This is a genomic window from Corynebacterium sp. HMSC064H12 (genome assembly GCF_001809925.1).
Classification (GTDB): domain Bacteria; phylum Actinomycetota; class Actinomycetes; order Mycobacteriales; family Mycobacteriaceae; genus Corynebacterium; species Corynebacterium jeikeium_D.
On sequence record NZ_KV799352.1, the window covers coordinates 139,207 to 164,619 of the forward strand.

Below are 25,413 nucleotides of genomic sequence, written 5' to 3' on the forward strand. Positions count from 1 at the left end.
CCGATCCCCAACGGGCTACCCCCACCAGTTTTCCGTCGTAAAGCGGTCCTTAACCGATCTCCCGGGGCTGACAGATAAACGCCGTCGCGCTCCTTCCGATGCGCGTGACCACCACCGCCAATGCCCTGGAGCCCTTAAGTTTCCACTGCTTGCGCAACGCGTCGGGGTTGACGTCTACGCCGCGCACGAGAATTTCCACCGATCCGCAATCCAACGCTGCCAGTGCCTTGCGAACCTGCTTCAACCCCACTTGCTCAATAACTTCGAACCCGGCAATCCCCTGCGGCAAAACATCGCCACTGACGTGCGCAATCCGCTCATCGAGCTGCCACAGCCCATGCGCCGCCGCAAAATGCCGCACCAGCCCGGCGCGCACAATCGCCCCATCCGGATCAATGATGTACCGACCGGCAGCGCGCACATCGACGTCGTCAGGCATGGTGTCGTCGTAGGTCTGCACGTCCACCGCCGACAACTCTAACGGCCTGTGCTTATCGACGGTCCGGATAACCATCGCCGATCGCGTTACGGATTGCCCATCGGTAACTCCGGCCAACCCCGGCGTATATAGACATGCCTCCTTGACCGCACCGTCCACCGAAGTGACAGCCACTTCCCCGCTCCACTCGCTGAAGTCGAGGCCCGGCGCACATTTGATAGCTAGTTCTTTGTCGGGCCAGGCGGCTATGAGCGCCGGCAGCGATGGGAGCAAGTCCTCCGGGTTGGTGATCCTGCGACCACCGGAGCGGCGTGCAGGGTCAGCGACAATGACGGGTGCGTCAAAGGTCGGTTGCAAAGCATCGGCCTGCGCGAAAATGTTCTTGCCGACGTTATGCCGCGCCATGGCCAGCCGCGCAAGGTCGAGATCAGACCCGACAACGGTCAGGCCCTCGTGGTCAATTGCTGCCACCTCAGTACCAATGGAGCAGGTCACATCGGCCACTGATTCGACACCGAGATGCGCAAGCCTACGAGCGCGAGCCAGCGCGACGACAAAGGGCGTGGCCTGTTGCGCTGCTTCGGAAGAGAAGATCCAGTCCCCTGGCAGTTTGCTGACCCCAGAACGCCGAGCTGCCGCGACTTCAATGACCGCGCGACCAAACTCGCCACAGTGTTGGCGTAGATGCGCGGAGTCTGCAATCAGAGACTTTTTAGTGAGCGCGAGCTGGTCGGCCTCATCTAGCCACTCCGGGTGAGCAGCAACAGCGGCCACCTCTGCAGCGGACAGGGACACTCGTTATCTCCTTCCAACTAGGGATCAGCCGGTTAACGGGGGTTGAGTAGTCGGCTAACGGTTCATACCTTTGCGCAAATGCCCCATGTGGGTGGCAACGGCAAAGTACTCATCCATAAAAGGTTCCCCGAGGAAGTCACTACTGGTGCGTCGCACCGGAGTGTTTCTGGCCGCCTCGAGAGCCTCCGCCACAGTACTGACACCGTCCAAGCGAGTCAGTTGCGCCCAGGTCGGAGGCATGAGGCCAAGTAGCCCACGGCGCCATCCATCCAAAATCGTAGTCGGTCGGAACCAACCTGAAGATGATGCCTCAGAGGTGTCACCGTCGGCTCTTTGACCGTCGGGAAGCGCGGCGAGGAAGAAATAGGTGTCGTAACGAATGGGGTTGGATTCGGGTGTCACCCAGTTAGCCCAAGGACTGACGAGTTCGGCATCGAGCGCCAGATTTTCATTGCTAAGAAAATCCGTCAATGACAACTCGTGGGCTTCCAACTGTCGTCGCTGACGGTGGAAGCGGTGGGCATCTGCGACAATCTCACCGCCAGCATCGCGAACCAACAGAGTGCCTGTTTCCTCAAAGGTCTCACGCACGGCCGCGCAGGTGAGCGCGTGCGCCCGCACGCGGTCGACGTTAAAAGCCTGCGCGATCCGCGACTCGGGGTCGGCTTCCGACGGCTCGGTCACGGCCATGCCCTCATTCGCGACAGCGGGGAAATCACGCCGGTCTACTCCACCGCCGGGGAACACGGTCATGTTGGCCGCAAAACGCATTGAGGATACGCGTTCTTGAACGTAGACCTCGAGCCCGCAGTGGGTGTCGCGGAGCAGCAACACAGTCGCAGCCAGTTTCGGCGACGCGGGTGTATTCGGGGTTTCAGGTGTCGGAACCGCCATGAGCGTCTACTTCTTCCGGTGCTTTCCAGCAGGCCGTGCCCGGCGCGCAAAGTAGCGATCATCGATGCGATCGACGACGATTTCCTGGTGGAAAGCCTTGGTCAGGTTCTCACTGGTCAGGACGTCGTCAATAAGCCCCTGTGCGATGACATTGCCTTCGTCGAGGAGCATCGCATGGGTGAAGCCGTACGGAATTTCTTCCGGGTGGTGCGTAATCATCACCATCGCCGGCGCATCCGGGTCGAGTGCGAGTTCGCCTAAGTAACCGACGAGGTCCTCGCGACCGCCGAGGTCGAGTCCGGCTCCCGGCTCGTCGAGAAGCAGCAATTCGGGGTTGACCATCATGGCTCGTGCGATGAGTACGCGCTTGCGCTCTCCCTCACTGAGAGTGCCCCAGGTGCGGTCTGCAAGATGCTCAGCACCCATGCGCTCGAGAATCTCGGAGAGCTGTTCGAAATCCATCTCTTCATAGGTCTCACGCCAGCGCCCCAGGACGGAGTAACTGGCGGAAATAACAAGGTCCGCGACCTTTTCGTCATTGGGAATGCGGTGAGCAATCGACGATGATGTCAAACCAATCATGGTGCGCAGATCACGCATGTCGGTGCGCCCAATCTGCTCGCCCATCACATGGGCCACCCCTGAAGACGGGAACTCCTCCGCTGCAGCAATGCGCATCAAAGAAGTTTTGCCTGCACCGTTCGGCCCCATGATGACCCAGCGTTCGTCAAGTTCTACTTGCCAATCGACCGGCCCGACCAGCGTACGGCCACCACGGATGAGGTTTACGTCGCGAAAGTCGAGTAGCAAATCTTCGTTAAAGTCTTCTTCCAATTCAGCCACACATCCATGGTGCCCTAACTTTGCCCAAATGTGCGCTTGGACATTCTCATCTATCCTCGGTAGAGAGCAAATCGAGTTCACTCGAGATGGTTTTGCTTCGATTTTCACCTAGCTCGCCGACAATTAGGAGAACGTCTTTTATGACTGGTCGAATCGGTATTGATGACATCCGTCCTCAAATCAACGGTGGTGCAACTCCATCGAAGGCCGTAGTGGGTGAAGTCGTCCCAACCTTTGCCGTCATTTGGCGAGAAGGCCATGACGCGATGAACGCCACGCTCAACGTCAAGGGGCCGAAGGAATCAGCTTTTGCTTCCCGCTCACAGCGCATTCCAATGCACTTTTCTGACCATGATCCAAATCAGGTCAATGCCACCTTCGTCCCAGACGTTCCGGGGCTGTGGACCATTCGCATTGATGCCTGGTCCGACCCGATGGCAACGTGGCGCAACGCTATCACCAAGAAGTTCGAGGCCGGTCAGAGCGAAGCTGAACTCGCTAATGATCTAGAAATTGGCGCCGCTCTCTTCGACCGCGCCGCCGCTGGTGCCGCTGCTATCCACCGCAACCACCTACGCTCCATCGCCGCAGGTCTGCGCGGCGACGGCGATCTTCGCGCCCGCATTGCAGCCGCGCTTTCCGACGAGACCCGCGCCATTTTGCAGGCGCACCCGGTGCGCGACCTTTTGACCCGCGGAAAGACCCGCAAGATCAAGGTTGACCGCCGCGAAGCCCTGTACTCCTCTTGGTATGAGTTCTTCCCCCGTTCCAACGGTGGTTACGGCGAAAATGGCGAGCTGCTGCACGGCACATTCAAGACTGCGGTTGCACAGCTTGATCGCGCTCAGCGCATGGGCTTCGACACGGTCTATCTGCCCCCGATTCACCCAATCGGTGAAATCAATCGCAAGGGTCGCAACAACACCCTGACCCCGGAACCGGGCGATGTCGGATCTCCGTGGGCTATCGGCTCCGCAGAAGGTGGCCACGACGCCATCCACCCGAGCCTCGGTGACGAAAAGGACTTCAAGGAATTCATCAAGGCTGCTAAGGAGCGCGACCTCGAGGTCGCTATCGACCTAGCGCTCCAGTGTGCACCGGACCACCCCTGGGCTAAGGCTCACCCGGAGTGGTTCACCGTGCTGCCGGACGGCACCATTGCCTACGCCGAGAATCCGCCAAAGAAGTACCAGGACATCTACCCGCTGAATTTCGACAACGATGCCAAGGGCCTGTACGCAGAGGTTCTGCGTGTAGTGAAGTTTTGGGTCAAGCGTGGAGTCAAGGTCTTCCGCGTGGATAACCCCCACACCAAGCCGGGCAACTTCTGGGAATGGCTGATTGAAACCGTTCACGAAACCAACCCGGAGGTCATCTTCCTCGCCGAGGCCTTCACCGCCCCGGCCCGCCTCTACGGCCTGGCCAAGGCTGGCTTCACTCAGTCCTACATCTACTTCCCGTGGAAGACTACGAAGGAAGAGCTGACCGAATTCGGCGAGGAGATTACCCGCCATGCGGACATCGCTCGCCCATCCCTATGGGTCAATACCCCCGATATTCTGCATGACTTCCTGGTCAAGGGCGGCCGTAGCGCCTTCGCCATCCGCGCCGCGCTGGCTTCAACCCTGTCTCCGCTGTGGGGCATGTACTCCGGCTTCGAGCTGTTTGAAAACGTTCCGGTCAAGGAGGGCTCCGAGGAGTACCTCGACAGCGAGAAGTACCAGCTCCGCAGCCGCGATTACGACCAGGCACTGGCCACCGGCAACTCGCTGGAGCCGTTCATTGCCACGCTGAACAAGATTCGTCGGGAGCACCCTGCTCTGCAGCAGCTGCGCAACTTGCACTTCCACGACATCGACAATGACAACCTGCTGGCTTACTCGAAGCTCGATCCGGTCACCGGCGATGCCATCCTCGTTGTTCTCAACCTCGATCCGTGGAATGCCCAGGAAGCTACCGTGCACCTCGACATGGATTGCATCGGGCTCCGCAACCACGACCGCATGGATGTCACTGACCTGATTACCGGCAACCAGTTCAACTGGGGCAAGGACAACTACGTCCGCCTGGCACCGTGGGAAAACGTTGCGCACATCATCAAGCTGCCGGAAATCGATGTCAAGCTCCGCCACAAGTTGGCTTGGCGCGACGTCCCCGACTACGAGGGCTAGAACGCTTGCTGGGAACTTTCGGGGTTAGTGGGCCGCTGACCTGACCACTGTCGCAACGATTCGTCGTTAGGCTGGCGGGTGAGTTAGCAGCCCACTGTCCCCTACCTCCCTCTATTTCTTTAAAACTTAACTCAACAACTTCACATTCACCTACCTAGAAACGCTTCGGAAGGACCTTCCATGGGAGCCCACACAGATCCCCGCCTCGCAATTGATTCCGGCGATATGGATCGCCTGCGCTACTGCACCCATCACGATCCGCACAGCATCTACGGCGCACACGTCGTGGACGGTGACACGGTTATTCGCACGAGGGTCTTCGGCGCTCAGGCAGTTACTGTCGTCAGCACGCGCGGCGAGTTTGAAGCGGAGAACCTGGGCGACGGTTTCTTCACCGCCCTCGTCCCCGGCGGCGATGACTTCGACTACCGTCTGCGCATTACGTGGGACTCCGGCGAGACCGTAGAGCGTGCCGACGGCTACCGTTTCCTCCCCACTATCGGCGCTGGTGACCTACACCTAATCGGCGAGGGACGTCATGAGGAACTGTGGAAGGTTCTCGGTGCTCACCTTCGCAGTTACGACACAGAGCTGGGTACGGTCGAAGGCACCTCGTTTACGGTCTGGGCTCCGAACGCACGCGGCGTCGCCGTGGTCGGTGACTTCTGTATGTGGAACGGCGCGCAGTACCCAATGCGCTCTATGGGTGGCGCAGGTATCTGGGAGCTGTTCATCCCGGGTGTGGGTGAGGGCGAAGTCTACAAGTTCGCCATCACGACACCGGAGGGACAGCGTCGCGATAAGGCCGACCCGATGGCGCGTGCTGCTGAGCTCCCACCGGCTACCGGGTCGATTGTTGCGACCTCCGACTACGCCTGGAGCGACCAAGCGTGGATGGAAAAGCGCGCCAACACAGACTGGACCGAAGAGCCCATCTCTATCTACGAGGTCCACTTGGGTTCCTGGAAGCAGGGCCTGAGCTACGAGGTTATGGCGGAGAAGCTGGTGCGTTACGTGGTCGACATGGGCTACACCCATGTGGAGTTCATGCCAGTATGTGAGCACCCGTTCACCGGTTCCTGGGGTTATCAGGTTTCCGGCTACTACGCTCCGACCAGCCGCTTCGGCACCCCAGATCAGTTCCGCGGTCTAGTTGATGCCTTCCACGCCGCTGGCATCGGTGTCATCATGGACTGGGTTCCGGGGCACTTCCCGAAGGACGAGTTCGCACTTGCCCGCTTCGATGGCACGGCTTGCTACGAGCACCCGGACTGGCGCCGCGGCGAGCAGCGCGACTGGGGCACCTACGTTTTCGACTTCGGCCGCAACGAGGTACGCAACTTCCTCTACGCCAACGCACTGTACTGGGCAGAAGAGTTCCACATCGACGGTCTGCGCGTCGACGCAGTGGCTTCCATGCTGTACCTGGACTACTCCCGCAATGAAGGCGAGTGGCTGCCGAACCAGTACGGTGGCCGTGAAAACCTCGATGCTGTTCAGTTCCTGCAGGAATTCAACGCCACGGTACACAAGCACAACCCGGGCTTCCTCACCGTGGCCGAAGAATCTACTTCTTGGCCGGGTGTGACCGCACCTACCGAGCACGGTGGCTTGGGCTTCTCTATGAAGTGGAACATGGGCTGGATGAATGACACGCTGGAGTACTTCAGCAAGGAGCCGATTTACCGCTCCTACCACCACCATGAGCTCACCTTCGCTATGGTCTACGCCTACTCGGAAGAGTTCATTCTGCCGATTAGCCACGACGAGGTCGTGCACGGCAAGGGCTCGCTGTGGGAGCGCATGCCGGGCGGCGATTGGGATAAGGCCGCAGGCCTACGTACTTTCCTGACCTTCATGTGGGCGCACCCGGGCAAGCAGCTTCTATTCCAGGGTCAGGATCTTGGCCAGAACCACGAGTGGAACCACGATGAGTCCGTGGCTTGGGACAACCTCGAAGGTTGGAGCGGCGAATTCCACCGCGGCATTCAGCTGCTGGTTAAGGACATCAACGCCATCTACAAGGAAAACCCAGCGTTCTACACCCAGGATGACCGCCCAGAGGGCTTCCAGTGGATTAACGCGGATGATTCCACAAACAATGTTGTGTCCTTTGTCCGTTACGGCACCGATGACTCGGTCGTCGCCTGCGTCTATAACCTGTCGGGAACCACGCAGGAAATCTACAAGATTGGCGTACCGCGCGGTGGCCAATGGACGGAGATTCTGAACACAAACGCATCGCGTTACGAGGGCTCCGGCTACGGTGAAAACGGTACTGTGACCGCGGTCGAGCACGGTTGGAACGGCCAGGCTCACTCGATTGATTTGGTGCTGCCGGCCAACACCGCCGTTTGGCTGAAGTGGCAGGGCTAGTCCCGAATCCAGCCAAACAAAAGACAATCACATAGGAATTGCCCGTGCTGCACGGTTTTCAGTGATCTGAGTTTCCTCCTGAAAACCTGACACACGGGCAATTTTGTTTTGGGGAGCGTATCCAGGTTTTATCCTCGGAACGGATTGAACCAGTCAGGTTCCAAAGATTCGTTGTAATTCGCAGAATCTGAATCATCGGTGTACGCGGATCCATCCATGCTGTCGGTTCCGATGCGATCCGGAATGCCGTCGCCATCCTCATCCGCGCTCCACGTCGCAGCCTGCTTGGCAGTCAGTGGCTTGCCATCCTTACCAAGGCGATTGTAATCCGGCAGAAGCGGGGCTATTTGGGAACCCAGCTGGCCGAGCAGGCCGTCGGTAAGCTCATTGAGCGGCACCTCATCAAAGCGCGTCGTAATGGCGTAAGCGATGGGTCCGGCTGCGGTGTACAAAATACCGTGGTCATTAACGCCCTCGGCAGTGTCACCGGTCTTCTGGACTGCGGAGCCGACGTACATCACAAACTTCTGCGAACCACCGTAAGTGAGGTAGGTCAATGCAGTTTGTGCCGTGTCCTTGGTAATGAAGTTGTGCTTTGAGGTGCCATCGGCCACTTCCTGGAGACGTGCCATGAACAGCGCAGCTTGAGAGGGAGTAAACCAGGACCGATCACCGCTGGGATTGGGGATGTTGAACTTGTTGCCCAGGTGGTAGCGCTTGTCATCAACACCGGCTTCCTTGATGGTTTTGTTGACCTCGTCGAAACCAGCGACAGCGTCAATCAACCCATTCGCCGCGGTGTTGTCCGAATACCGCATCACGTACTGCAACAGCCCGTCGAGCGTGTATTGGCCAGGGCCAATCACGCTTCCGCCAACACCATTGTCCCAATCGACCGTCACCGTCTTGTCTAGGTCATCGCCGAATTTCTTCAGCGCAGTAACCACTAACGGAGCCTTGATGGTCGATGCGGAGTACTCCTTCGTATCCTCGCCTACCGACGCCGTGAGCCCTTTGTATGGACCGTCAATGACACGCAAATAGACACCTAAATCAATGCCATAGTTGTCGGAGAAACTCTTAGCCGCAGTATCGAGGACGTCCTGTGCATCAGACCAGGTGACTTCCTCGGAAGCATCCCAACCGTTATCTGGAGCATTAGGTTTTGTGGTAGCAGTGGTGGCCTTGGACCCGGTGGTGCTTGGGACATCGATGGTGCACCCCGCCAACAGAGTCGAGGCCGAAAGCGCAACAATGACCGAGGCGGAAGTAGCGCGAAGGGCTTTGGGGCGAAGTCGCATGCAAAACTCCTGGCTGCAGAAAACTGAAGACCAAAGGCACCTAGCGCAGTATGAACTGTCTGAGGTGAACAGGTGGATGAGATGCAGTGGTAACTGCTGTAAACCACTGAGAACTGTTGGAAGATTACCACCTTCCGAAAAATCTCGTTGCACTGGGGCGCAGCTTTTGTGCAACAATGGATTAAATATAGACATGATTAAAAGAATCAATGTCCAACGGTGCACCCAGGCAGTTGAGCTGCACATTTGATGCTTAATGCTTCAACGATGCCTCGTCCGAGACCGCTGCTAGAAATAGCGCACGGCACCGAAAATCGGAGGAAGTGAATCGCAATGAAGGAAAAGGTACATCGCTTGATGGACCGCATGCAGATTCGCCATGCCCATATGCGCAACACCTGGTATGGGCCGGTACTCTCCCCGGTTCTTCTCGTCGCAGGCTTCGTATTGCTCATTGTTGGCATTATCATTTTGCCAACTCCTGCTCCCGGATGGCTCTGCATCTTTGTTGCACTGGGAATTCTCTCGTTGGTGCATCCGCCGACACGTCGCCTGAACATCTGGTTGGCAGCAAAATTGGACGCCTTTTACGCCTGGTATGCGGAGCGTCATGTGGCAATGAAAGCAACACTTTTCCTGTTGCTAATGGCGTTTATGGCCGCTGTAATGGGCAGCGTCTACTACTTCATGGCTCCGGATGACTGGCCATACACCGACGCTTCAAGCTAGGAGCCTGAGCGCTTTCCAGGCTCCTAGTACAGTGCCCCTAGTCCAGTACTCCTAGTACAGTGCGCTAGCCATCCTCCGGCGTGCATCCAATGCCACTGGATCTGCGGTATCGAATAGCACAAGCAGCTCTAGTAGACGCGACTTGATGGCCTCACGGTCATCGCCAAACACCTGCGGGAGCAACTTCAACAAACGATCGAGCGCCTTCGCTGGATCGTCGACAAGCATCGTGACATCCGCGGCATCGAGGGCGAGCGCGACGTCCTTCGGCGCAGCGTCGGCCTTTGCAATTGGATCTGCGCTGCGATCGATTTTGGCAGCGCGGGCGAAGAAGGACACATTCGCGTGAGCGCGCTTCAGCCCCTGATTTGCGGGCTCGGACTGCAGCATAGCGTCATACAGCTCCAACGCTCCGTCGAAATTGCCCTCCTCGAGCAACTCTTCGGCCTGCTCCAAACGCGGGTCATCGGTGGGTACGGGATTGCCGAAGAAGTCAGTAGGCTCCGGAGCCTCCGGCCCGCTGCCCTCCCCAGCCATACGAGTTCCCGCCGGCAACCCCTTGAGACGCCCCCGAGTGGCCTCCATAACCTGCGCCAGCCACTGCTCCAGCCAATCCCTGGTTTTCTCACCCACAAACATGCCAATGGGACTGCCCATAGCCACAGCCGTGACTGTCGGCACTGCCTGCACACCGAATGCCTGGGCCAGCTGTGGATGCTCCTCAGCATCTGCCCACGCCAGGATCCAGTTCAAATTGGCCTCACGAGCCATGCCTTCTAGCTCAGCCCGAAGACGCAGCGAATCAGCTGCTCCAGCCATGCCGATCAAGACAATTACCGGTACCTGCTCCGAGCGCAGAACGACTTCTGCCTCAAGAGTCTGCGGGGCAATCTCAACTACAGGAGGAAGCCCATTTCCCTGATCACTGGTTGCCCGCTCGATCTCCTCTCGGCGTTTACGTTCGGCTTCGGCGCGCTGGTGGAGCTGCTCCAAATCAACCGTGCCGGGCGGTGGTGGCGGAGTCGAGCACTCGCGGTGACCGTGTGCTCCATGCGAGTGACCATGAGAATGGCCATGGGCGTGACCATGTCCAGCTGGCATCGTAAAAGGGTTCCTCTCCAGTGTCGTCGTAAAGCCTATGTGAAGACCTATGTAGAGCCTACGTGTCCAATCCGAACAAGAGACTAGTCGGTGGCTTTCAGCGCATCCTCGACCGCATCCACTTTCGCACGCAGCTGCCCGGTGTATCCGTTGCGAATGTCCGCTTTGATGACCAGAGAAGTACGCGGACTGACACGGCTGACTGCTTCCGTGGCTCGCTTAATGACATCCATCACCTCATCCCATTCGCCTTCAACAAGGGTGAACATGGCATTGGTCTCGTTGGGCAGGCCAGATTCGCGCACAACACGCACGGCTTCAGCAACGGCCTCAGCCATTCCCTGCTCAGGATCGGAGAAAGTGGGGGCAACAGAAAATGCGACAATCATGGCGCCGATAATAGCGAGTACCCTGGAAACTATGAGTGAGACACAGATTCCCGTTCCCCATAAGTACGTAGTCGCTGTTGATCACGTCGGCGTCGCAGTCCCGGATTTTGATGCCGCTATTGAGTGGTACCGCGCAAACCTTGGTTTCATCAACTACCACGATGAAGTCAATGAAGAGCAGGGTGTCCACGAGGCCATGGTCGGCCCGGCCGACAAGGTTGAAGGTGGCACTCTGGTTCAGATTCTCGCGCCACTGAATGACCAGTCCACGATTGCAAAGTACCTGGACAAGAAGGGTCCAGGAATCCAGCAGTACGCAGTTCGTGTCACTGATCTGGAGGCGCTGATGGCGCACCTGAAGGAGCAGGGCACCCGGGTGCTGTACCCGGAGCCGAAGATCGGTACCGCAGGTTCGCGCATCAACTTCATCCACCCGAAGGATGCCGGCGGCGTCCTGCTGGAGCTCGTTGAGCCGGCTAAGTAAATCTATCCCCAGCGGCGCGTGATAGTGCGGTGAGCTCTATTGCGCCAGCAGTTAGTGTGCCAATGGCGCCGGTCATCGGCGCCTGCACCATAATCCTGCGGCCAAGCTACGATGTGCGAGGTCCCGGGCATGATTTCCTGGTCGCACCCTGGACAGCGATAAACCTTGTTCGACTGTCCAGCGCTGATGTTACGCACCGCAAAGTCCACGTCCTGCCAACCGGCAGGCCCAGATTCAGTGCGGGTGTTTTGGAAAGAACTGCCAAATGTGGGCAGGCTGCCGCGATTCTGGCCGTGGTTATTACGCCCGCCGCGTTGGTTGCCTCGTTGATTACCGCGCCGCTTGTGGTTTCGCCTAGGCATGGCTAGAACAACCGCAATTCATTGGACTCCAGGCCACGCAGGGCGTCGTAATCCACGGTCACACAGCGAATCCCACGATCCTCTGCCAGAGTCTTGGCCTGTGGCTTAATCTCCTGGGCAGCAAAAATCCCTTCCACCGGTGCCAGCAGCTCATCGCGGTTCAGCATCTCCAAGTAACGGGTTAGCTGCTCAACGCCATCGATACCGCCCCGACGCTTAACCTCGACTGCAACGGTGGCGCCGTTTTCATCGCGGCCAAGCAGGTCCACCGGTCCGATCGGGGTTGGGTATTCGCGCCTAATCAGGGTGTAGCCCTCGCCAAACGTTGTGAACTGATCTGCAAGCAGTTCCTGTAGATGCGCTTCTACCCCGTCCTTCTCCAGGCCAGGGTCCTCTCCCAGTTCGTACGTGCTATCAGCCAGCACCTTGCCGATAGTTATACGAAGCTGCTCGCCCTTCTTATTCTCGACGACCCAGAGCTTTTCACCAGTGTCTTCACCCGACTCGTCGAGAATATCCTTCTCCGTCAGCGTGCACGGCGGTGTCATCCAGTTTAGAGGCTTATATGCACGGTCGTCGGCATGCACAGAAACAGACCCATCGGCTTTCACCAACAGCAAGCGCGGGGCATGAGGCAGATGGGCATTCAAGCGACCGACATAGTCAACGGTGCATTCAGCAATCACAAGGCGCATTCCCCTACCCTAACGTGACTGCCGCGCGGGAGAAAACAATACCCACTAGAGCCTTAGCAATAGCCTGTCGTCCGAGGCTAATACTGACTTCCTCGGCCACGGTTATAAGCCGAACGGAAACGGCGCTCAATGTCTGTAGGAAACTCACGAGTCTGGCGTGACGACGGCTTCGACTCCACCCACGCCACCAGCGCAGTGTCCGAGGACGAGTCCACAGCAAACTCCCATTCGGTATTTTTCCCCGTTTTAATCCTGACTCCCCGAAGCCCGGGCGCGAAAAAACCCGCCTCGATGTCAGTCGGATCTCGGCGATCCACAATAGTGACATCGTGACGGGCAAATTCGGCATCACAGCCAGGACGCAGCGAACGTAGCTTGTACATCTTCAACGTCGACTCGGAATAAACAATGACACCATGGCGCCAATGACTGCCATCACCTGCAGGAAGGCGACGAGCAATAACAGGAGTACCTTTTGCATGCAGGCTGGCGAAACGCCACAGGGCAAGGACCCCGCCGACGATCAACATCGCACCGATAATCATGAACATGATTGACATCATGGTTACGCTTGAAAACACTATCTGCCAGCCTCGCATCCGGGTGAATAGACGACGAACCTTGGTTCAAAAGCGCATTAGAGGCTTTTTACAAACCCTACCCGATTGTTGCACTGACATGAAAAATAACTAAGAAAAACGGGGCGGGAAGCTGGCAAGATTTCTCTTGCGAGCTCCCCGCCCCGTTTAAAGAAGCAGGAAGAATACGGTCGTGCGACCGGATGTTCAGGCGAAAAGACTAGTTGGTGGAAGCGCGACGAGCCGCGCGGACCTCCGACTCAGCCTGTGCCTTTACTGCAGGGTCATCCGAAGTCAGGTTGGACTCGGCCTCGGAGAGGTTAACCTCGTCAGCCCAGATTGCCTTATCCGCGAGGATCGAAACCTTCGAGGTAGACACGGAAATGAACCCACCCTGTACCGAAGCGACAAGAACCTTGCCGTCTGCGGTCTTGATGGTCACCGTGCCGTTGTTGACCAGCTGGCCAAGCAACGGCTGGTGTCCGGGCAGCACGCCGATCTCACCCTCGGTGGTCTGGGCAGAGACCAAGGTGGCCTTGCCCTTCCAGAGCGGTCGCTCAACGGCAACCAGTTCAGCGGTGATTTCAGCCATGAGGATGCCCCTTACTTCTTCTGCATTTCAGCGTACTTCTTCTCGACATCGTCGAGGCCACCCAGGCCGTCGAAGGCCATCTCCGGGTAGTTGTCGAAGTCGCCCTTGCAGATGCGGTCGAAGGCAACGATGGTGTCCTTCAGCGGGACGTACGAACCAGGCAGACCCGTGAACTTCTCAGCAACGAAGAAGTTCTGACCCAAGAATCGCTGGATACGACGTGCACGCTGCACGGTCACCTTGTCCTCCTCAGACAGCTCGTCCATACCGAGGATGGCGATGATGTCCTGGAGTTCCTTGTTCTTCTGCAGGATGTTAATAACCTGCTGAGCAACGCGGTAGTGCTCCTCACCGACGATCGACGGCTCGAGGATACGAGAAGTCGAAGTCAGCGGGTTCACTGCCGGGTAAATACCCTTCGATGCAATCGAGCGGTCGAGCTCGGTGGTTGCATCGAGGTGGGCGAAGGTCGTTGCCGGAGCCGGGTCGGTGTAGTCATCGGCAGGCACGTAGACGGCCTGCAGAGAGGTAATCGAACGGCCCTTGGTGGACGTAATGCGCTCCTGCAGAACACCCATCTCGTCAGCCAGGGTCGGCTGGTAACCCACGGCGGAAGGCATACGACCCAGCAGGGTCGAAACCTCAGAACCGGCCTGGGTGAAACGGAAGATGTTGTCAATGAAGAGCAGCACGTCCTGGTGCTGAACATCGCGGAAGTACTCTGCCATGGTCAGACCCGACAGCGCGACGCGCATACGGACTCCCGGAGGCTCGTCCATCTGGCCGAAGACGAGGGCGGTGTCCTGGAGAACGCCCATCTCTTCCATTTCCAGGAAGAGGTCGGTGCCCTCACGGGTACGCTCACCAACACCGGCGAAGACCGAAGTACCGGAGAACTCGCGTGCAATACGAGTAATCATCTCCTGGATCAGAACGGTCTTACCGACACCGGCACCACCGAACAGACCAATCTTGCCGCCCTTAACGTACGGGGTCAGCAGGTCGATGACCTTAATACCGGTTTCCAGAATCTCGGTCTTGCCCTCGAGCTGGTCGAAGGCCGGCGGCTCACGGTGGATGCCCCACTGCTCACCATCGCGACCCAGGCCCGGCTCATCCAGGCAGTCGCCCATTGCGTTAAAGACGTGACCCTTGACGACGTCACCAACCGGAACCGAAATCGGCTTACCGGTGTCCTTGACCTCTGCACCGCGGACCAGGCCGTCGGTCGGAGCCATAGCAATGGTACGAACCATGTTGTCACCGAGGTGCTGTGCAGTCTCGAGGACAATGGTCTTGGCGACCGAAGGAAGGGTAACTTCCACGGTCAGCGCGTTGTAAAGTGCCGGCAGTTCGTTACGCGGGAACTCCACGTCGACGACGGCACCGATGACACGCACAACACGGCCCACAGCCGTGGTGGTGTTCTGCTCACTTAGAGCTGTGCTCATATCTAGTCACTTTCTCCGCTGTCGTCGAGCGCACCGGCGCCACCGACGATTTCTGTGATTTCCTGGGTAATCTGTGCCTGACGTGCCTGGTTAGCAACACGCGAGAGGTCCTTGACCAGCTCGGTAGCGTTGTCCGTCGCGGACTTCATAGCGTTACGACGGGCAGCGGACTCAGAGGCAGCGGCCTCGAGCATCACTGCGAACAGAGTGCGGGACACGTACTGCGGCAGAAGCTCTGCCAACAGGGTGTCTGCATCAGGCTCGAATTCATAGTCCGGCTTGAGGTCATCTGATCCATCGGACAGCATGTCCTCGCCCTGAGCAATCTCGACATCCTCGTACACAGGCTCAATCGGGAGCATCTGGTGTGCACGCGGAATCTGAGAAAGCATGGACACGAATTCCGTGTAGACAACGTGGACCTGGTCGAAGCCCTGAACGGCCTCGCCGTTGGTGCCACGCAGGCCTTCGCGGTACTTGGCAGTGCCCTCGGCCGTAGCGTTGAAACCATCAATGAGGTGACGACGCACGTCGTGGGTTGCGGCGTAGTCCGGATCCTGGGAGAAGCCCTCCCACGTACCGGCGAGCTCGACACCACGGAAGTCGTAGTAGTCGGTGCCCTTACGGCCAGTCACGTAGAGAACGACCTCATGCCCCTGCTCTTCCAGAGCGGTACGCAGTTCTGCAGCCTTCTTCAGGACGTTGTGGTTGTAGCCGCCACACATGCCGCGGTCACTGGTGACAACCAGGACTGCAACACGCTGGTTACCCTCACGCTTTACGAGCATCGGGTGATCCAACGACGAAGCCGATGCGAGACGTCCGATGACCTTCTCGATTTCGTCGGCGTACGGCTGGGAGTCTGCTACGCGACGCTGCGCCTTAGTAATGCGCGAGGTTGCGATAAGCTCCTGGGCCTTGGTGATCTTCTTGGTCGAGTTCACCGACTTGATTCGGGCTCGAAGTTCACGAAGATTCGCCATGTCCTATTCCCTCCCTTCAATTGCGAAAACGGTCATTGAGTAGCTCAACCTGCCTAGTTCTGGGCAGTCTTGCGGGAGACCGTAATCTGCTGCTTCTTGAGCTCGCCCTCGTCGAGTGCCTCGACCGGAGCCTCGGAAGCCAGCGGTGCGCCCTCAGAAGTCTGGAAGGACTTCTTGAAGTTAGCGGTAGCGGACTTCAGAGCAGCCTTGGACTCGTCAGAGAAGGCGACGCCGCCGTCAATCTGCTCGAAGACTGCAGGCTGAGTGTCCTGCAGGTGCTCAAGCAGCTCGGCCTCGAAGCGACGGACGTCCTCAACCGGGACATCGTCGAATTCGCCCTCGCCAGCGAGGTAAATGGAGGTCATCTGGTACTCGACCGGCTGCGGGTGGTTTTCCTTCTGCTTCAGCAGCTCAACCAGACGCTGACCGCGCTCCAGCTGACGCTTGGAGGCATCGTCCAGGTCGGATGCGAACATTGCGAATGCTTCCAGGTCGCGGTAGGACGCGAGGTCCAGACGCAGGTTACCGGAAACCTTCTTCATGCCCTTGGTCTGTGCGGCACCACCAACACGGGAAACCGACACACCGACGTTAATAGCCGGGCGGACACCCTGGTTGAACAGGTCGGACTCGAGGAAGACCTGGCCGTCGGTAATGGAAATGACGTTGGTCGGAATGAAGGCCGACACGTCGTTTGCCTTGGTCTCGATAATCGGCAGTGCGGTCAGCGAGCCTGCACCCATGTCGTCGGAGAGCTTCGCAGCACGCTCCAGCAGACGGGAGTGGAGGTAGAAGACGTCACCCGGGTAAGCTTCGCGTCCCGGCGGGCGACGCAGCAGCAGCGAGATGGCACGGTATGCCTCTGCCTGCTTAGTCAGATCATCGTAAATGACCAGGACGTGCTTGCCCTGGTACATCCAGTGCTGACCCAGTGCGGCGCCTGCGAATGGTGCAAGCCACTTGAAGCCTGCGGCATCCGACGCCGGGGCAGCAACGATAGTGGTGTACTCGAGTGCGCCCTGCTCCTCGAGGGTCTGGCGCACACCAGCAATGGTGGAGCCCTTCTGACCGATAGCAACGTAGATGCATCGCACCTGCTTGCTCGGGTCACCGGACTCCCAGTTAGCCTTCTGGTTCAAGATGGTGTCCAGGCAGACCGCGGTCTTACCGGTCTTACGGTCACCAATGATCAACTGACGCTGACCACGACCAATTGGGGTCATTGCGTCGATGGCCTTAATACCAGTAGCCATCGGCTCTTCAACCGGCTGACGCTGCAGCACGGTCGGTGCCTGCAGCTCGAGGACGCGGTCCTCTTCAGCCTCAATGTCGCCCAGGCCGTCAATCGGCTGGCCCAGGGGGTTAATTACGCGACCGAGGAACTTGTCCCCGACCGGAATCGAAAGGACGTCACCCGTCCGCTTTACCTCGTCACCCTCTTTAAGCGACTCGAAGTTACCCAGCACCACAACGCCGACCTTGTCGGTGTCGAGGTTCTGAGCGACGCCAATAACGCCGCCCGGGAACTCCAGAAGCTCATTCGTCATGACCGACGGCATTCCCGAAACCTGGGCGATACCATCAGCTGCACTGATAACAACGCCAACCTCCTCGCGGGAGGCCTCCGGGGAGTAGCTCGAGGTGTAGTTCGCAATCGCGCTACGGATCTCGTCGGAGGAGATCGTCAGCTCCGCCATGTTCTTCCTGCTCTCGGTAATATTCTTCCAGTGATTAATCGTCTAAACCATCCGTCAGCCGAGGCCGACGCGCAGCTTCTCAAGCTTTGTTGAAAGGCTACCGTCGATGACCTCGTCGCCAACCCGGATGACCAGTCCACCGAGAATCGACTTATCGATCACGGTGTGGATGGACATCGCCTTGCCGTAGACTCGGCCGAGCTTGTCCGCCAGTGCTCGCTCTTGCTCGTCAGAGACGGCCGTGGCACTGGTCACGCGAGCGACGACGTGGTTCCGCAGGCCGGCGGCTAGCCGGGACAGGGAGTCAATGTCGTCCGCGGGGCGCTTGGATGGGCGGCCAACAGCCTGCAGTGCGAGGGTTTCGGTCACGGAAGTGACCTTGCCGTACAGCACAGAGGCGAGGAGCCCACGCTTGGCTTCGGGGGTTGCGGCCTTGTCGGCCAGCAGCTGTTCAAGCTGCGACTGCTCAGCCAGGATGTGTCCCAGTTGGAACAGCTCAGACTCAACAGTCTCAAGCTGTCCCTGGCCTTCGGCAGAGCGAAGGAGGGCTCGACGGCCCAGCTCTACCAAACCCTCACGCATTTCACGCGGGGTGGACCATACCTGCGCGGCAGCATCCACGACGAGGTTAAGAGTCGTCTCAGATACCTTGCCCGCGAACAGGCTCCGGACAAGGCCGGAACGCTGTTCCGCAGTCGCCGAGGTGTCGGCGACAGCGACACGCAGGCCGCGGTCGGAGTCCAGGACCTCGACGATGTCGAAAAGCTCGGAACCAGTCTGAGCAGCCTGAGCAACAGCGACATTGTCGCCACTGATAGCGGCGTCCAGTCGCTGGCTAAGGGCTGCCAGGGATTCGCGGCTTGCTGCGTGCATGTCGCCTACTTTCCGGCCGGGGCCACGGTGTCAAGGTTGGACAAGAAGTTGTCAATCGTCGACGAGTTACGAACGTCGTCGGAAAGCTGCTCGCCCAGAAGGCGCTCAGCGAGATTGATGGAGTTCTGGCCCATTTCCTTGCGCAGCTCTGCGACTACCTGCTCACGCTGGGCAGCGAGCTGCTTCTCACCGGACTCGATGATTCGTGCGCTCTCGTCATTAGCCTTGGTCGTAGCGTCTGCAATGATGCGCTGACCCTGTGCACGGGCTTCGTCGCGAATCTTTGCTGCTTCAGTACGGGCCTCTGCGAGCTGACTGTTGTACTTTTCCAGAGCGGCCTTGGCTTCAGCCTGTGCAGCTTCAGCGCGTTCAATGCCGCCCTCAATCCGGTCCTCCCGCTCGGTCAGGACCTCCTGGAACTTCGGAAGAACGAGCTTCCAGAAGAGAACCAGGATAACTACCAGCGGGACAACGGACCAGACGATGTCATAGGTCTTTGGCAGCAGCGGGTTGATGGACTCTCCCATCGGGAGGTCACCCGCAGCTAGCAAAAAGGTGAAATCTGTCATGGTTTACGTGTTCTCCGCCTGAGGTCCGGACTTAAACAAAAACGAAGCCTGCGACCAGGCCGATTAGGGCGAGAGCCTCAGTGAAGGCAATGCCCAGGAACATGGTGGTACGCAGCTGGCCGGCCATCTCAGGCTGGCGTGCCATACCCTCAACGGTCTTGCCGGCGACGATGCCGATGCCGAGGCCCGGGCCCAGGGTGGACAGACCGTAACCGATGGTCTTCAGGCCAGCGTTGGTGTCGACAGCCTGGACAGCGTCCTGAGCGGAGAGGATGACGTCGTTCATTATGAACCGTTCCCTTTCTTAAAGGATGGCCCCGGATTAAAGATTGTTCTAAGTAGGCCCGGGGCTTTTGTGGGTCAAGTGGGTCTTGCTATTAAATTTGCGAGGCCTTGTTGCCGAAGTTGCGGCCTCATTAGTTATGGGTTAGTGCTCGTCTGCGTGCAGCGACAGTTCGATGTAGACGGCGCTCAGCAGGGCAAAGATGTATGCCTGCAGGAAAATCACCAGCATCTCGAACAGCGTGAATGCTACCGCAGCGACAAGGGTCAACCCGGACAGGGCGGTCCAACCATTCAGCTGCCAGAAGAAGAAGTTCGTGGCACCGAAAAGCAGGACTAGAACCATGTGGCCCGCCAGCATGTTGGCCATCAGACGGATGGTCAGCGTAACTGGGCGGAGAACGAAGTTGGAGAAAATCTCGATCGGCACCACGATGAGGTGGAGTACCGGTGGCAAGTTCGGAATAACGACTGCCGACTTCACAAACTTGAAGAAGCCCATCTTCTTCGAGCCCGCGTAAATGAAGGCAACGTATGCGAACAGGGCCAGAACCAGTGGCATACCGATTCGGGCGTTCGGCGAAATATTGAGGCCAGGAATAATAGCCGCAATATTCATCGAGATAACAAGGAAGAAGATGGTGGCCAGAACCGGAAGGAAACGACGCCCCTCCTTCTTACCCAGAATCTCCTCCGCGATGTGGATGCGGACGAAGTCCAGCATCAACTCCGCAACGTTCTGCAGACCAGTCGGCACGAGCTTCGGACGACGCATTGCGACGACGAAGAACACGGCGACGATCACGGCCATCAAAAGACGAACAATCATCAGGCGGTCCATGGCGTACCAGTCGCCACTGCCACCTAGAATGAAGTCGCCAAATTGTTCACCCGGGAAATACTCCTCCTGCAAGTTGGGTGAGTGAAACTCACCCCGCATCTCGGCAAGTGTTGTAACGCTCAGCGTTCTCTCCCGTGATTGGGCCGCTAGAACTATTGTCAAGCGGTGCGAAGGACGTCATTTAACGTGTCGCGCCGCGGATTCCATTCGCTCATCAGCACGGCGCTCACGGGGACCGTACCTGTGGAAATGATAGTTATTTCGCTACAGGCCGTCTTACCCGAAACTCAGGATAACAGTTCTGACTCATTTTCCCCACCCGGTACACCCCCGCGTTTCCGACCCCGAATCCAACAAAGAGGCCGACCCCCTCTGTGGGTTTCGGCCTCTATTTGTGGCATCTTCTGCACAAACTGGACAATATGCTTATTACCTGCGGTTTTAGAAGCGTATTGCAGCCTCTCAGCAGGTCAACAAGTTATTAACGAGCTATTCGTCCTTCATTGGTTGCACATAAGTGAGGTTAGATTGCGACATTCCCCACACTTCTGCACCGAGTGTCACCATCAGAGTGAGTACAACAGTGACGAAGAAAGTCATGTTGTCATAAAACTCAAGATTTCTAATAACAACCAGGACGCCGATTAGTACGACAATCTTCAACAACCAGCCACCCAATACAACGGCAAGCGTGACGGACGGCGAAGTTCGAGCAGTAAAGAGGATGCCTAGAACGGTAAGCAATACGAAGCTTCCGCTAATGCCCGCACCAAGGAGTACGCCCCAGACACCGGGCATACCGTTTTTGCCACCCCAGACCAGCAGCGAAAGCACGGTAATCACAGCGAGCGCGATTGCGCCCGAGCGAGCAGCAGCCAGCAGCGGTCGCCGCGAATCATCGTATTTAGACTCGGGCTCCGGAGTTGTTTTTTCAGTCACGGTCGAAGATTGTACCTTCTGCGTCCACGTCGACGTCTTATAACCTGCCGGACCCCACTTCCACTTCTGGGACGCGCTCCCGTTGAACGGTCGTCGGCAAGCGCATTGCGACGGCGGAGGGTGAAGACAACCGCGATGATAAGCAGGATCCCGAAGGTGAGAGCGACAAATTCAAAGGGGAAAATAGTCGTGGCAACGGCGGCGTACGCGACGACCGACACCCATAGGTAAAGCACTAGCACCACGCGGCGATGACTGTGTCCCATCGACAGGAGGCGGTGGTGAATATGCATTTTGTCGGGTGAGAAGGGTGACTTGCCCTGACTGACGCGGCGAACAACAGCAAGCAACAAGTCGAGCATTGGCACGCTAATTGCTGCGATGACGACCACAACCGGCGAGATTAGAGCGATGACGTCAGCGGTGCCGTACATGGAGGGCGCGATGCGTCCCGACGCCGACACCGATGCCGCTGCGAGCAGCAAACCGATCATCATGGCGCCGGAATCGCCCATGAAAATGCGTGCGGGTTCGAAGTTGTGTGGCAAGAAACCCAGGCAAGCGCCGAGGAGGCACGCGGAAATCATCGCGGGTGGATAGGCGGAAACGGTGCCACCTTGGTCGTGAAGCATGACCATCGAATAGACAAGGATTGCAGCTGCGGCAATCATGCCGAGTCCAGCTGCGAGACCATCAATGCCGTCAACAAAATTGAAGGCGTTAATCAATGCCACAGTAAATAGGACAGTCAACACTGTGGACATGATTGGATCGAGAATGAGCGTGGCGCCGCCACTAAAAGGGATATAGAGCAGATACCAGTTGACGCCCATAAATGACATCAAAAGTGCCGCCGCGACCTGCCCCACCAGCTTGGTGAGGGCATCTAAGTCAAAGAGGTCATCCCAAATACCGACGATTAGCAAGAGCGACGCGGCCGCTACAACTGCCCTCATATCTGGAGTCATGGGCGGAAAACCACGGTTGAGAGCCGGCATCACCGAGGCAAGGGCGATAGCTGCGACCACCCCGGAGTACATCGCCACGCCTCCGAGCCTGGGCTTCGGAATATCGTGGACATCGCGCGTGCGGGGCGCATCCAACCAGCCCGAGCGGACCAGCACATAACGCACCACTCCAGTGAGCAAATAACTGACAGCAGCGGAAACTAAAACGAGCATGGCGAGCTCGCGAATGGGCACACCTGCCCCACCCGACTGGGCTGCCAATAAGCTCATGTCCGCCACTAGGTACTACTCACCCACACAATCGCTGCAGATACTAAACAGGAAAAGCCTTAGGTAGACAAGACTACTGCCCCAGCAGTCGCTCGGGCGTAGTACTCAAAACCTCGGCAACCGCCGCTGCTGACACAGCGCCTTCGCGCAGAATCCGCGGCACTGGAGTCGAGATATCGACAATCGTCGATGGGGTGCCAATCGTGGCTTCGCCGCCGTCGACGTAGACAGCCGCTTCCCCACCCAACATCTGCTTGGCACGCACGGCATTGGTGGCCGGTGCCTGGCCGGAGATGTTCGCACTGGACACGGCCATCGGACCGGTGCGGCGCAGAATCTCGATAGCAATTGGGTGCAGCGGCATGCGCAGCATGACCGTACCCGCGGTATCACCAAGGTTCCACGGCAAGCTCGGCGCCTGGTTCACAACCAGCGACAGTCCGCCCGGCCAGAAAGCCTCCACCAGCGTGCGAGCAGCTGGCGAGTATTCGCGGACGAGCCCCTCAATCGTGTTCCAGGAACCCACGAGCACCGGTACCGGCATATCCGGGCCGCGGTGCTTGGCACGCAGCAAGGAGGCAACGGCCTGGTTATCAAAGGCATCGCAGCCAAGGCCGTAGACGGTATCGGTAGGCATAACGACCAGCCGTCCTGCCTTCACTGCATCTACTGCTGCTGCAATTGCGCGTTCGCGGTTTTCATCTGTGCTGCAGTCCATAATCCTGCTCATCAGATTTGTGCTCCTGCTTCAAAGTTTGCTTTTAAGATCAATTTTTGCGTCCCACCGTAAAACGGTCACGGCCCGCAAAGTCACGGTGGACCTCTACATCAGCGTAATCCCAGGTGTCCTTTAGCAGTGAACTGACATCGTCTCCTGAAGAGTCATCGTGCTCGATGCCGATGACTCCACCCGGCCGCACCAGCGCACCCACTAGGTTCATCATAGGTCGAATGACATCTAGCCCATCGTCGCCGCCGAAGACCGCAGAGTCCGGATCAGCTCTCACTTCGGGGTCAACTTCGGTGTCTTCGGGCACATATGGAGGGTTGGACACAACAATGTCGGTCTCGCCTACCCATTCTGCGAGCTCAGCGCCATCATCAATCAGCTGAACATCCGTGACATCGCCAGCAATCAGACGCACACGCCCATCGCCGTACGTCTCGATATTCTTCGCAGCCCACGCCCGTGCCCGCTCAGAGAGCTCCACAGCCACCACGTCCGCTTCGGGTACGGCATCGGCGATCGCCAACGCCAACGCACCGGATCCAGTACACAAGTCAACGATTTTCGGCTTGACGACGCCACTTGCGACCAGTTCACGGGCTCGATCGATTGCCCACTGCGCAAGCAGTTCCGTCTCCGGCCGGGGTACAAAAACACCGGGCCCAACCTGTAGTTCCAGGCTCATCATCGGCGCCGTACCGAGGATGTGCTGCAGTGGCTCACGCGCCACTCTGCGGGCCAGTACCTCGGCCAGATACTTGCGACCGTCCTCATCGGTGTACGGTTCGTCTCCGCGGAAGATGATGTCTGCCGGTCCCGCATTGATAGCAGCTGCAATTAGCGCCCGCGCGTCGGCATCCGGAGAAGCCAGCGCCGCGTCGTCAAGCGTGCGACGCGCATAGCGAAACAGCTCGCCGAGGGTACGGACGGAATCCGGTAACGTCGGCGAGCTATTTTCTGCGGGCGTGGGGCTACTCGGCTTCAAGACGCTCAGCGCGCTCCGCGTCGTGGAGGGCCTTGAGCAGGTCATCCATGTCGCCGCCCAGCACCGAGTCCAGGTTGTGAGCCTTGTAACCGATGCGGTGATCGGAAACGCGGTTCTCCGGGAAGTTGTAAGTGCGGATGCGCTCGGAGCGATCCATGTTGCGCACCTGAGACTTACGCTGGTCAGAGGCGGCCTCGGCGATCTCCTCTTCCTTCATCTGCTGCAGTCGAGCAGCAAGGACCTGCATAGCGCGGGCCTTGTTCTGAATCTGCGAGCGTTCCTTCTGACAGGTAACAACGAGACCAGTCGGCAGGTGCGTCAGGCGAACGGCGGAGTCAGTCGTGTTAACACCCTGACCGCCCTTACCGGAGGAGCGGTAGACGTCGACACGCAGATCCTTTTCATCAATCTGGATGTCTTCGACCTCGTCGGGCTCCGGGTAGACCAGCACACCAGCGGCGGACGTCTGAATACGGCCCTGAGATTCGGTAACCGGCACGCGCTGCACGCGGTGAACGCCACCTTCAAACTTGAACACGCTCCACGCACCGTCACGGGACGGAGTCTTAGCTCGGATGGACATAGTCATGTCCTTCACGCCGCCGAGATCAGACTCGGACAGCCCGAGAATCTCGGTGGTAAAGCCGTGCTTTTCTGCATAGCGCTGGTACATACGAGCGAGCTCACCTGCGAAGAGCGCTGCCTCCTCACCGCCGGCACCGGACTTGAGCTCCATAACGATGTCATCGCTGTCGTGCGGATCGCGCGGAGCCAGCAGGTCGGCGAGCTTTTCCTCGAGCTCCTCTGCCTCGACAGCGAGACGCTCAGCCTCAGCTGCGAATTCGGAGTCCTCGTATGCCATCTCGCGAGCTGCCTCCAGGTCATCCTGGACCTCAGTCAACTTCTTGTGAGTCTGAATGACCGGCTGCAACTCATTGAAGCGCTTGCCGACCTTACGGGCAGCCTTCGGGTCGTTGTGCAGCTCGGGGTCTGCCAGCTGCGCCTCAAGGCCGTGGTATTCGGAGAGGATGTCGTCAACTGCGGAAACCTGATTAGCCATTGAATATTCCTTCAGATTG

The 25,413-nt window shown here is 58.3% G+C and carries 25 protein-coding genes; 4 read left to right on the forward strand and 21 right to left on the reverse strand.

What is annotated here, in order from left to right; translation table 11 throughout:
* Nucleotides 1–49: 49 nt before the first annotated feature.
* From HMPREF2681_RS08305 to HMPREF2681_RS08315, 3 genes are read right to left on the reverse strand one after another with little or no spacing between them, the layout of a single operon-like run.
* Complete coding sequence (locus HMPREF2681_RS08305; RefSeq protein ID WP_070546739.1) at nt 50–1,234, reverse strand: THUMP-like domain-containing protein; 1,185 nt, start codon at nt 1,232–1,234, stop codon at nt 50–52.
* 54 nt (nt 1,235–1,288) lie between these two features.
* Nucleotides 1,289–2,128, reverse strand: coding sequence for an NUDIX hydrolase (locus tag HMPREF2681_RS08310; protein ID WP_070546741.1), 840 nt, complete (start codon nt 2,126–2,128; stop codon nt 1,289–1,291).
* A gap of 6 nt (nt 2,129–2,134) precedes the next feature.
* Complete coding sequence (locus HMPREF2681_RS08315) at nt 2,135–2,971, reverse strand: ABC transporter ATP-binding protein (protein WP_048735276.1); 837 nt, start codon at nt 2,969–2,971, stop codon at nt 2,135–2,137.
* A 140-nt stretch (nt 2,972–3,111) separates the two neighbouring features.
* On the opposite strand from HMPREF2681_RS08315, the gene HMPREF2681_RS08320 reads away from it, so the two are divergent.
* Together HMPREF2681_RS08320 and glgB are read left to right on the forward strand one after the other, a co-directional pair.
* Nucleotides 3,112–5,142 carry an alpha-1,4-glucan--maltose-1-phosphate maltosyltransferase gene (locus HMPREF2681_RS08320; RefSeq protein WP_070546745.1) on the forward strand — a complete coding sequence of 677 codons (2,031 nt, stop codon included), beginning with the start codon at nt 3,112–3,114 and terminating at the stop codon, nt 5,140–5,142.
* Between the two features lie 180 nt (nt 5,143–5,322).
* Complete coding sequence (gene glgB / locus HMPREF2681_RS08325) at nt 5,323–7,518, forward strand: 1,4-alpha-glucan branching protein GlgB (RefSeq protein ID WP_049172061.1); 2,196 nt, start codon at nt 5,323–5,325, stop codon at nt 7,516–7,518.
* A gap of 128 nt (nt 7,519–7,646) precedes the next feature.
* Here glgB and HMPREF2681_RS08330 read toward each other — a convergent pair whose 3' ends face one another.
* On the reverse strand, nt 7,647–8,819 hold the full coding sequence (locus tag HMPREF2681_RS08330) for a serine hydrolase (protein ID WP_049172060.1): 1,173 nt from the start codon (nt 8,817–8,819) through the stop codon (nt 7,647–7,649).
* A gap of 333 nt (nt 8,820–9,152) precedes the next feature.
* Between HMPREF2681_RS08330 and HMPREF2681_RS08335 the strand changes: the two genes are divergently transcribed.
* Nucleotides 9,153–9,548 (forward strand): TIGR02611 family protein, encoded by a 396-nt coding sequence (locus HMPREF2681_RS08335; protein ID WP_016422463.1) that lies wholly within the window; start codon nt 9,153–9,155, stop codon nt 9,546–9,548.
* A gap of 51 nt (nt 9,549–9,599) precedes the next feature.
* Here HMPREF2681_RS08335 and HMPREF2681_RS08340 read toward each other — a convergent pair whose 3' ends face one another.
* Nucleotides 9,600–10,649, reverse strand: a complete 1,050-nt coding sequence (locus HMPREF2681_RS08340; RefSeq protein ID WP_070546753.1) for a co-chaperone YbbN — start codon at nt 10,647–10,649, stop codon at nt 9,600–9,602.
* Nucleotides 10,650–10,732: 83 nt separating this feature from the next.
* The gene (locus HMPREF2681_RS08345) at nt 10,733–11,038 is read right to left on the reverse strand and encodes a thiamine-binding protein (protein ID WP_049172056.1); all 306 of its coding nucleotides are present in this window, start codon (nt 11,036–11,038) and stop codon (nt 10,733–10,735) included.
* A 31-nt stretch (nt 11,039–11,069) separates the two neighbouring features.
* Between HMPREF2681_RS08345 and mce the strand changes: the two genes are divergently transcribed.
* Nucleotides 11,070–11,522, forward strand: coding sequence for a methylmalonyl-CoA epimerase (gene mce, locus HMPREF2681_RS08350; protein WP_005509354.1), 453 nt, complete (start codon nt 11,070–11,072; stop codon nt 11,520–11,522).
* Nucleotides 11,523–11,886: 364 nt separating this feature from the next.
* Here the strand turns inward: mce and nucS are convergent, their stop codons facing one another.
* The 15 genes from nucS to prfA all read right to left on the reverse strand — a co-directional run bounded on the left by nucS (nt 11,887) and on the right by prfA (nt 25,394).
* Nucleotides 11,887–12,579 (reverse strand): endonuclease NucS, encoded by a 693-nt coding sequence (gene nucS / locus HMPREF2681_RS08355; RefSeq protein WP_005509457.1) that lies wholly within the window; start codon nt 12,577–12,579, stop codon nt 11,887–11,889.
* A 77-nt stretch (nt 12,580–12,656) separates the two neighbouring features.
* Nucleotides 12,657–13,160 carry a DUF2550 domain-containing protein gene (locus tag HMPREF2681_RS08360; protein WP_070546756.1) on the reverse strand — a complete coding sequence of 168 codons (504 nt, stop codon included), beginning with the start codon at nt 13,158–13,160 and terminating at the stop codon, nt 12,657–12,659.
* A 217-nt stretch (nt 13,161–13,377) separates the two neighbouring features.
* Nucleotides 13,378–13,749 (reverse strand): F0F1 ATP synthase subunit epsilon, encoded by a 372-nt coding sequence (locus HMPREF2681_RS08365; protein ID WP_016422459.1) that lies wholly within the window; start codon nt 13,747–13,749, stop codon nt 13,378–13,380.
* Between the two features lie 11 nt (nt 13,750–13,760).
* Entirely contained in the window at nt 13,761–15,200 is a 1,440-nt protein-coding gene (gene atpD / locus HMPREF2681_RS08370) for a F0F1 ATP synthase subunit beta (RefSeq protein ID WP_005509621.1), read from the reverse strand.
* 2 nt (nt 15,201–15,202) lie between these two features.
* Nucleotides 15,203–16,183 carry a F0F1 ATP synthase subunit gamma gene (locus tag HMPREF2681_RS08375; protein WP_005509705.1) on the reverse strand — a complete coding sequence of 327 codons (981 nt, stop codon included), beginning with the start codon at nt 16,181–16,183 and terminating at the stop codon, nt 15,203–15,205.
* A 53-nt stretch (nt 16,184–16,236) separates the two neighbouring features.
* The gene (atpA, locus tag HMPREF2681_RS08380; protein ID WP_005509387.1) at nt 16,237–17,880 is read right to left on the reverse strand and encodes a F0F1 ATP synthase subunit alpha; all 1,644 of its coding nucleotides are present in this window, start codon (nt 17,878–17,880) and stop codon (nt 16,237–16,239) included.
* Between the two features lie 54 nt (nt 17,881–17,934).
* Entirely contained in the window at nt 17,935–18,753 is an 819-nt protein-coding gene (locus HMPREF2681_RS08385; RefSeq protein ID WP_070429330.1) for a F0F1 ATP synthase subunit delta, read from the reverse strand.
* 5 nt (nt 18,754–18,758) lie between these two features.
* Nucleotides 18,759–19,322 (reverse strand): F0F1 ATP synthase subunit B, encoded by a 564-nt coding sequence (locus HMPREF2681_RS08390; protein ID WP_005509352.1) that lies wholly within the window; start codon nt 19,320–19,322, stop codon nt 18,759–18,761.
* A gap of 31 nt (nt 19,323–19,353) precedes the next feature.
* Nucleotides 19,354–19,608, reverse strand: a complete 255-nt coding sequence (locus HMPREF2681_RS08395; RefSeq protein ID WP_005509463.1) for an ATP synthase F0 subunit C — start codon at nt 19,606–19,608, stop codon at nt 19,354–19,356.
* A 141-nt stretch (nt 19,609–19,749) separates the two neighbouring features.
* On the reverse strand, nt 19,750–20,544 hold the full coding sequence (gene atpB, locus HMPREF2681_RS08400) for a F0F1 ATP synthase subunit A (RefSeq protein ID WP_016422455.1): 795 nt from the start codon (nt 20,542–20,544) through the stop codon (nt 19,750–19,752).
* Nucleotides 20,545–20,934: 390 nt separating this feature from the next.
* Nucleotides 20,935–21,384, reverse strand: a complete 450-nt coding sequence (locus tag HMPREF2681_RS08405) for a Cg1360 family ATP-synthase-associated protein (RefSeq protein WP_005509564.1) — start codon at nt 21,382–21,384, stop codon at nt 20,935–20,937.
* Nucleotides 21,381–22,613 (reverse strand): glycosyltransferase family 4 protein, encoded by a 1,233-nt coding sequence (locus HMPREF2681_RS08410; protein WP_224783720.1) that lies wholly within the window; start codon nt 22,611–22,613, stop codon nt 21,381–21,383. Before HMPREF2681_RS08410 ends, HMPREF2681_RS08405 begins: the two co-directional genes overlap by 4 nt.
* Nucleotides 22,614–22,695: 82 nt before the next feature.
* Entirely contained in the window at nt 22,696–23,352 is a 657-nt protein-coding gene (locus HMPREF2681_RS08415; protein WP_005509411.1) for an L-threonylcarbamoyladenylate synthase, read from the reverse strand.
* A gap of 37 nt (nt 23,353–23,389) precedes the next feature.
* The gene (prmC, locus tag HMPREF2681_RS08420) at nt 23,390–24,334 is read right to left on the reverse strand and encodes a peptide chain release factor N(5)-glutamine methyltransferase (protein WP_070546759.1); all 945 of its coding nucleotides are present in this window, start codon (nt 24,332–24,334) and stop codon (nt 23,390–23,392) included.
* On the reverse strand, nt 24,321–25,394 hold the full coding sequence (gene prfA / locus HMPREF2681_RS08425; RefSeq protein WP_016422451.1) for a peptide chain release factor 1: 1,074 nt from the start codon (nt 25,392–25,394) through the stop codon (nt 24,321–24,323). The genes prmC and prfA overlap by 14 nt, the downstream gene beginning before the upstream one ends.
* Nucleotides 25,395–25,413 lie beyond the last annotated feature (19 nt).

Bases quoted from the DNA above. Each gene is read 5' to 3' on its own strand.
- HMPREF2681_RS08375 (WP_005509705.1), bottom strand. From the start codon at position 16,183: ATGGCGAATCTTCGTGAACTTCGAGCCCGAATCAAGTCGGTGAACTCG.
- HMPREF2681_RS08310 (WP_070546741.1), bottom strand. From the start codon at position 2,128: ATGGCGGTTCCGACACCTGAAACCCCGAATACACCCGCGTCGCCGAAA.
- atpD (WP_005509621.1), bottom strand. From the start codon at position 15,200: ATGAGCACAGCTCTAAGTGAGCAGAACACCACCACGGCTGTGGGCCGT.
- atpB (WP_016422455.1), bottom strand. From the start codon at position 20,544: ATGCGGGGTGAGTTTCACTCACCCAACTTGCAGGAGGAGTATTTCCCG.
- HMPREF2681_RS08390 (WP_005509352.1), bottom strand. From the start codon at position 19,322: ATGACAGATTTCACCTTTTTGCTAGCTGCGGGTGACCTCCCGATGGGA.
- HMPREF2681_RS08335 (WP_016422463.1), top strand. From the start codon at position 9,153: ATGAAGGAAAAGGTACATCGCTTGATGGACCGCATGCAGATTCGCCAT.
- mce (WP_005509354.1), top strand. From the start codon at position 11,070: ATGAGTGAGACACAGATTCCCGTTCCCCATAAGTACGTAGTCGCTGTT.
- nucS (WP_005509457.1), bottom strand. From the start codon at position 12,579: ATGCGCCTTGTGATTGCTGAATGCACCGTTGACTATGTCGGTCGCTTG.
- atpA (WP_005509387.1), bottom strand. From the start codon at position 17,880: ATGGCGGAGCTGACGATCTCCTCCGACGAGATCCGTAGCGCGATTGCG.
- HMPREF2681_RS08385 (WP_070429330.1), bottom strand. From the start codon at position 18,753: ATGCACGCAGCAAGCCGCGAATCCCTGGCAGCCCTTAGCCAGCGACTG.
- HMPREF2681_RS08345 (WP_049172056.1), bottom strand. From the start codon at position 11,038: ATGATTGTCGCATTTTCTGTTGCCCCCACTTTCTCCGATCCTGAGCAG.
- HMPREF2681_RS08320 (WP_070546745.1), top strand. From the start codon at position 3,112: ATGACTGGTCGAATCGGTATTGATGACATCCGTCCTCAAATCAACGGT.
- HMPREF2681_RS08340 (WP_070546753.1), bottom strand. From the start codon at position 10,649: ATGCCAGCTGGACATGGTCACGCCCATGGCCATTCTCATGGTCACTCG.
- prfA (WP_016422451.1), bottom strand. From the start codon at position 25,394: ATGGCTAATCAGGTTTCCGCAGTTGACGACATCCTCTCCGAATACCAC.
- HMPREF2681_RS08330 (WP_049172060.1), bottom strand. From the start codon at position 8,819: ATGCGACTTCGCCCCAAAGCCCTTCGCGCTACTTCCGCCTCGGTCATT.
- HMPREF2681_RS08415 (WP_005509411.1), bottom strand. From the start codon at position 23,352: ATGAGCAGGATTATGGACTGCAGCACAGATGAAAACCGCGAACGCGCA.
- glgB (WP_049172061.1), top strand. From the start codon at position 5,323: ATGGGAGCCCACACAGATCCCCGCCTCGCAATTGATTCCGGCGATATG.
- HMPREF2681_RS08365 (WP_016422459.1), bottom strand. From the start codon at position 13,749: ATGGCTGAAATCACCGCTGAACTGGTTGCCGTTGAGCGACCGCTCTGG.
- HMPREF2681_RS08395 (WP_005509463.1), bottom strand. From the start codon at position 19,608: ATGAACGACGTCATCCTCTCCGCTCAGGACGCTGTCCAGGCTGTCGAC.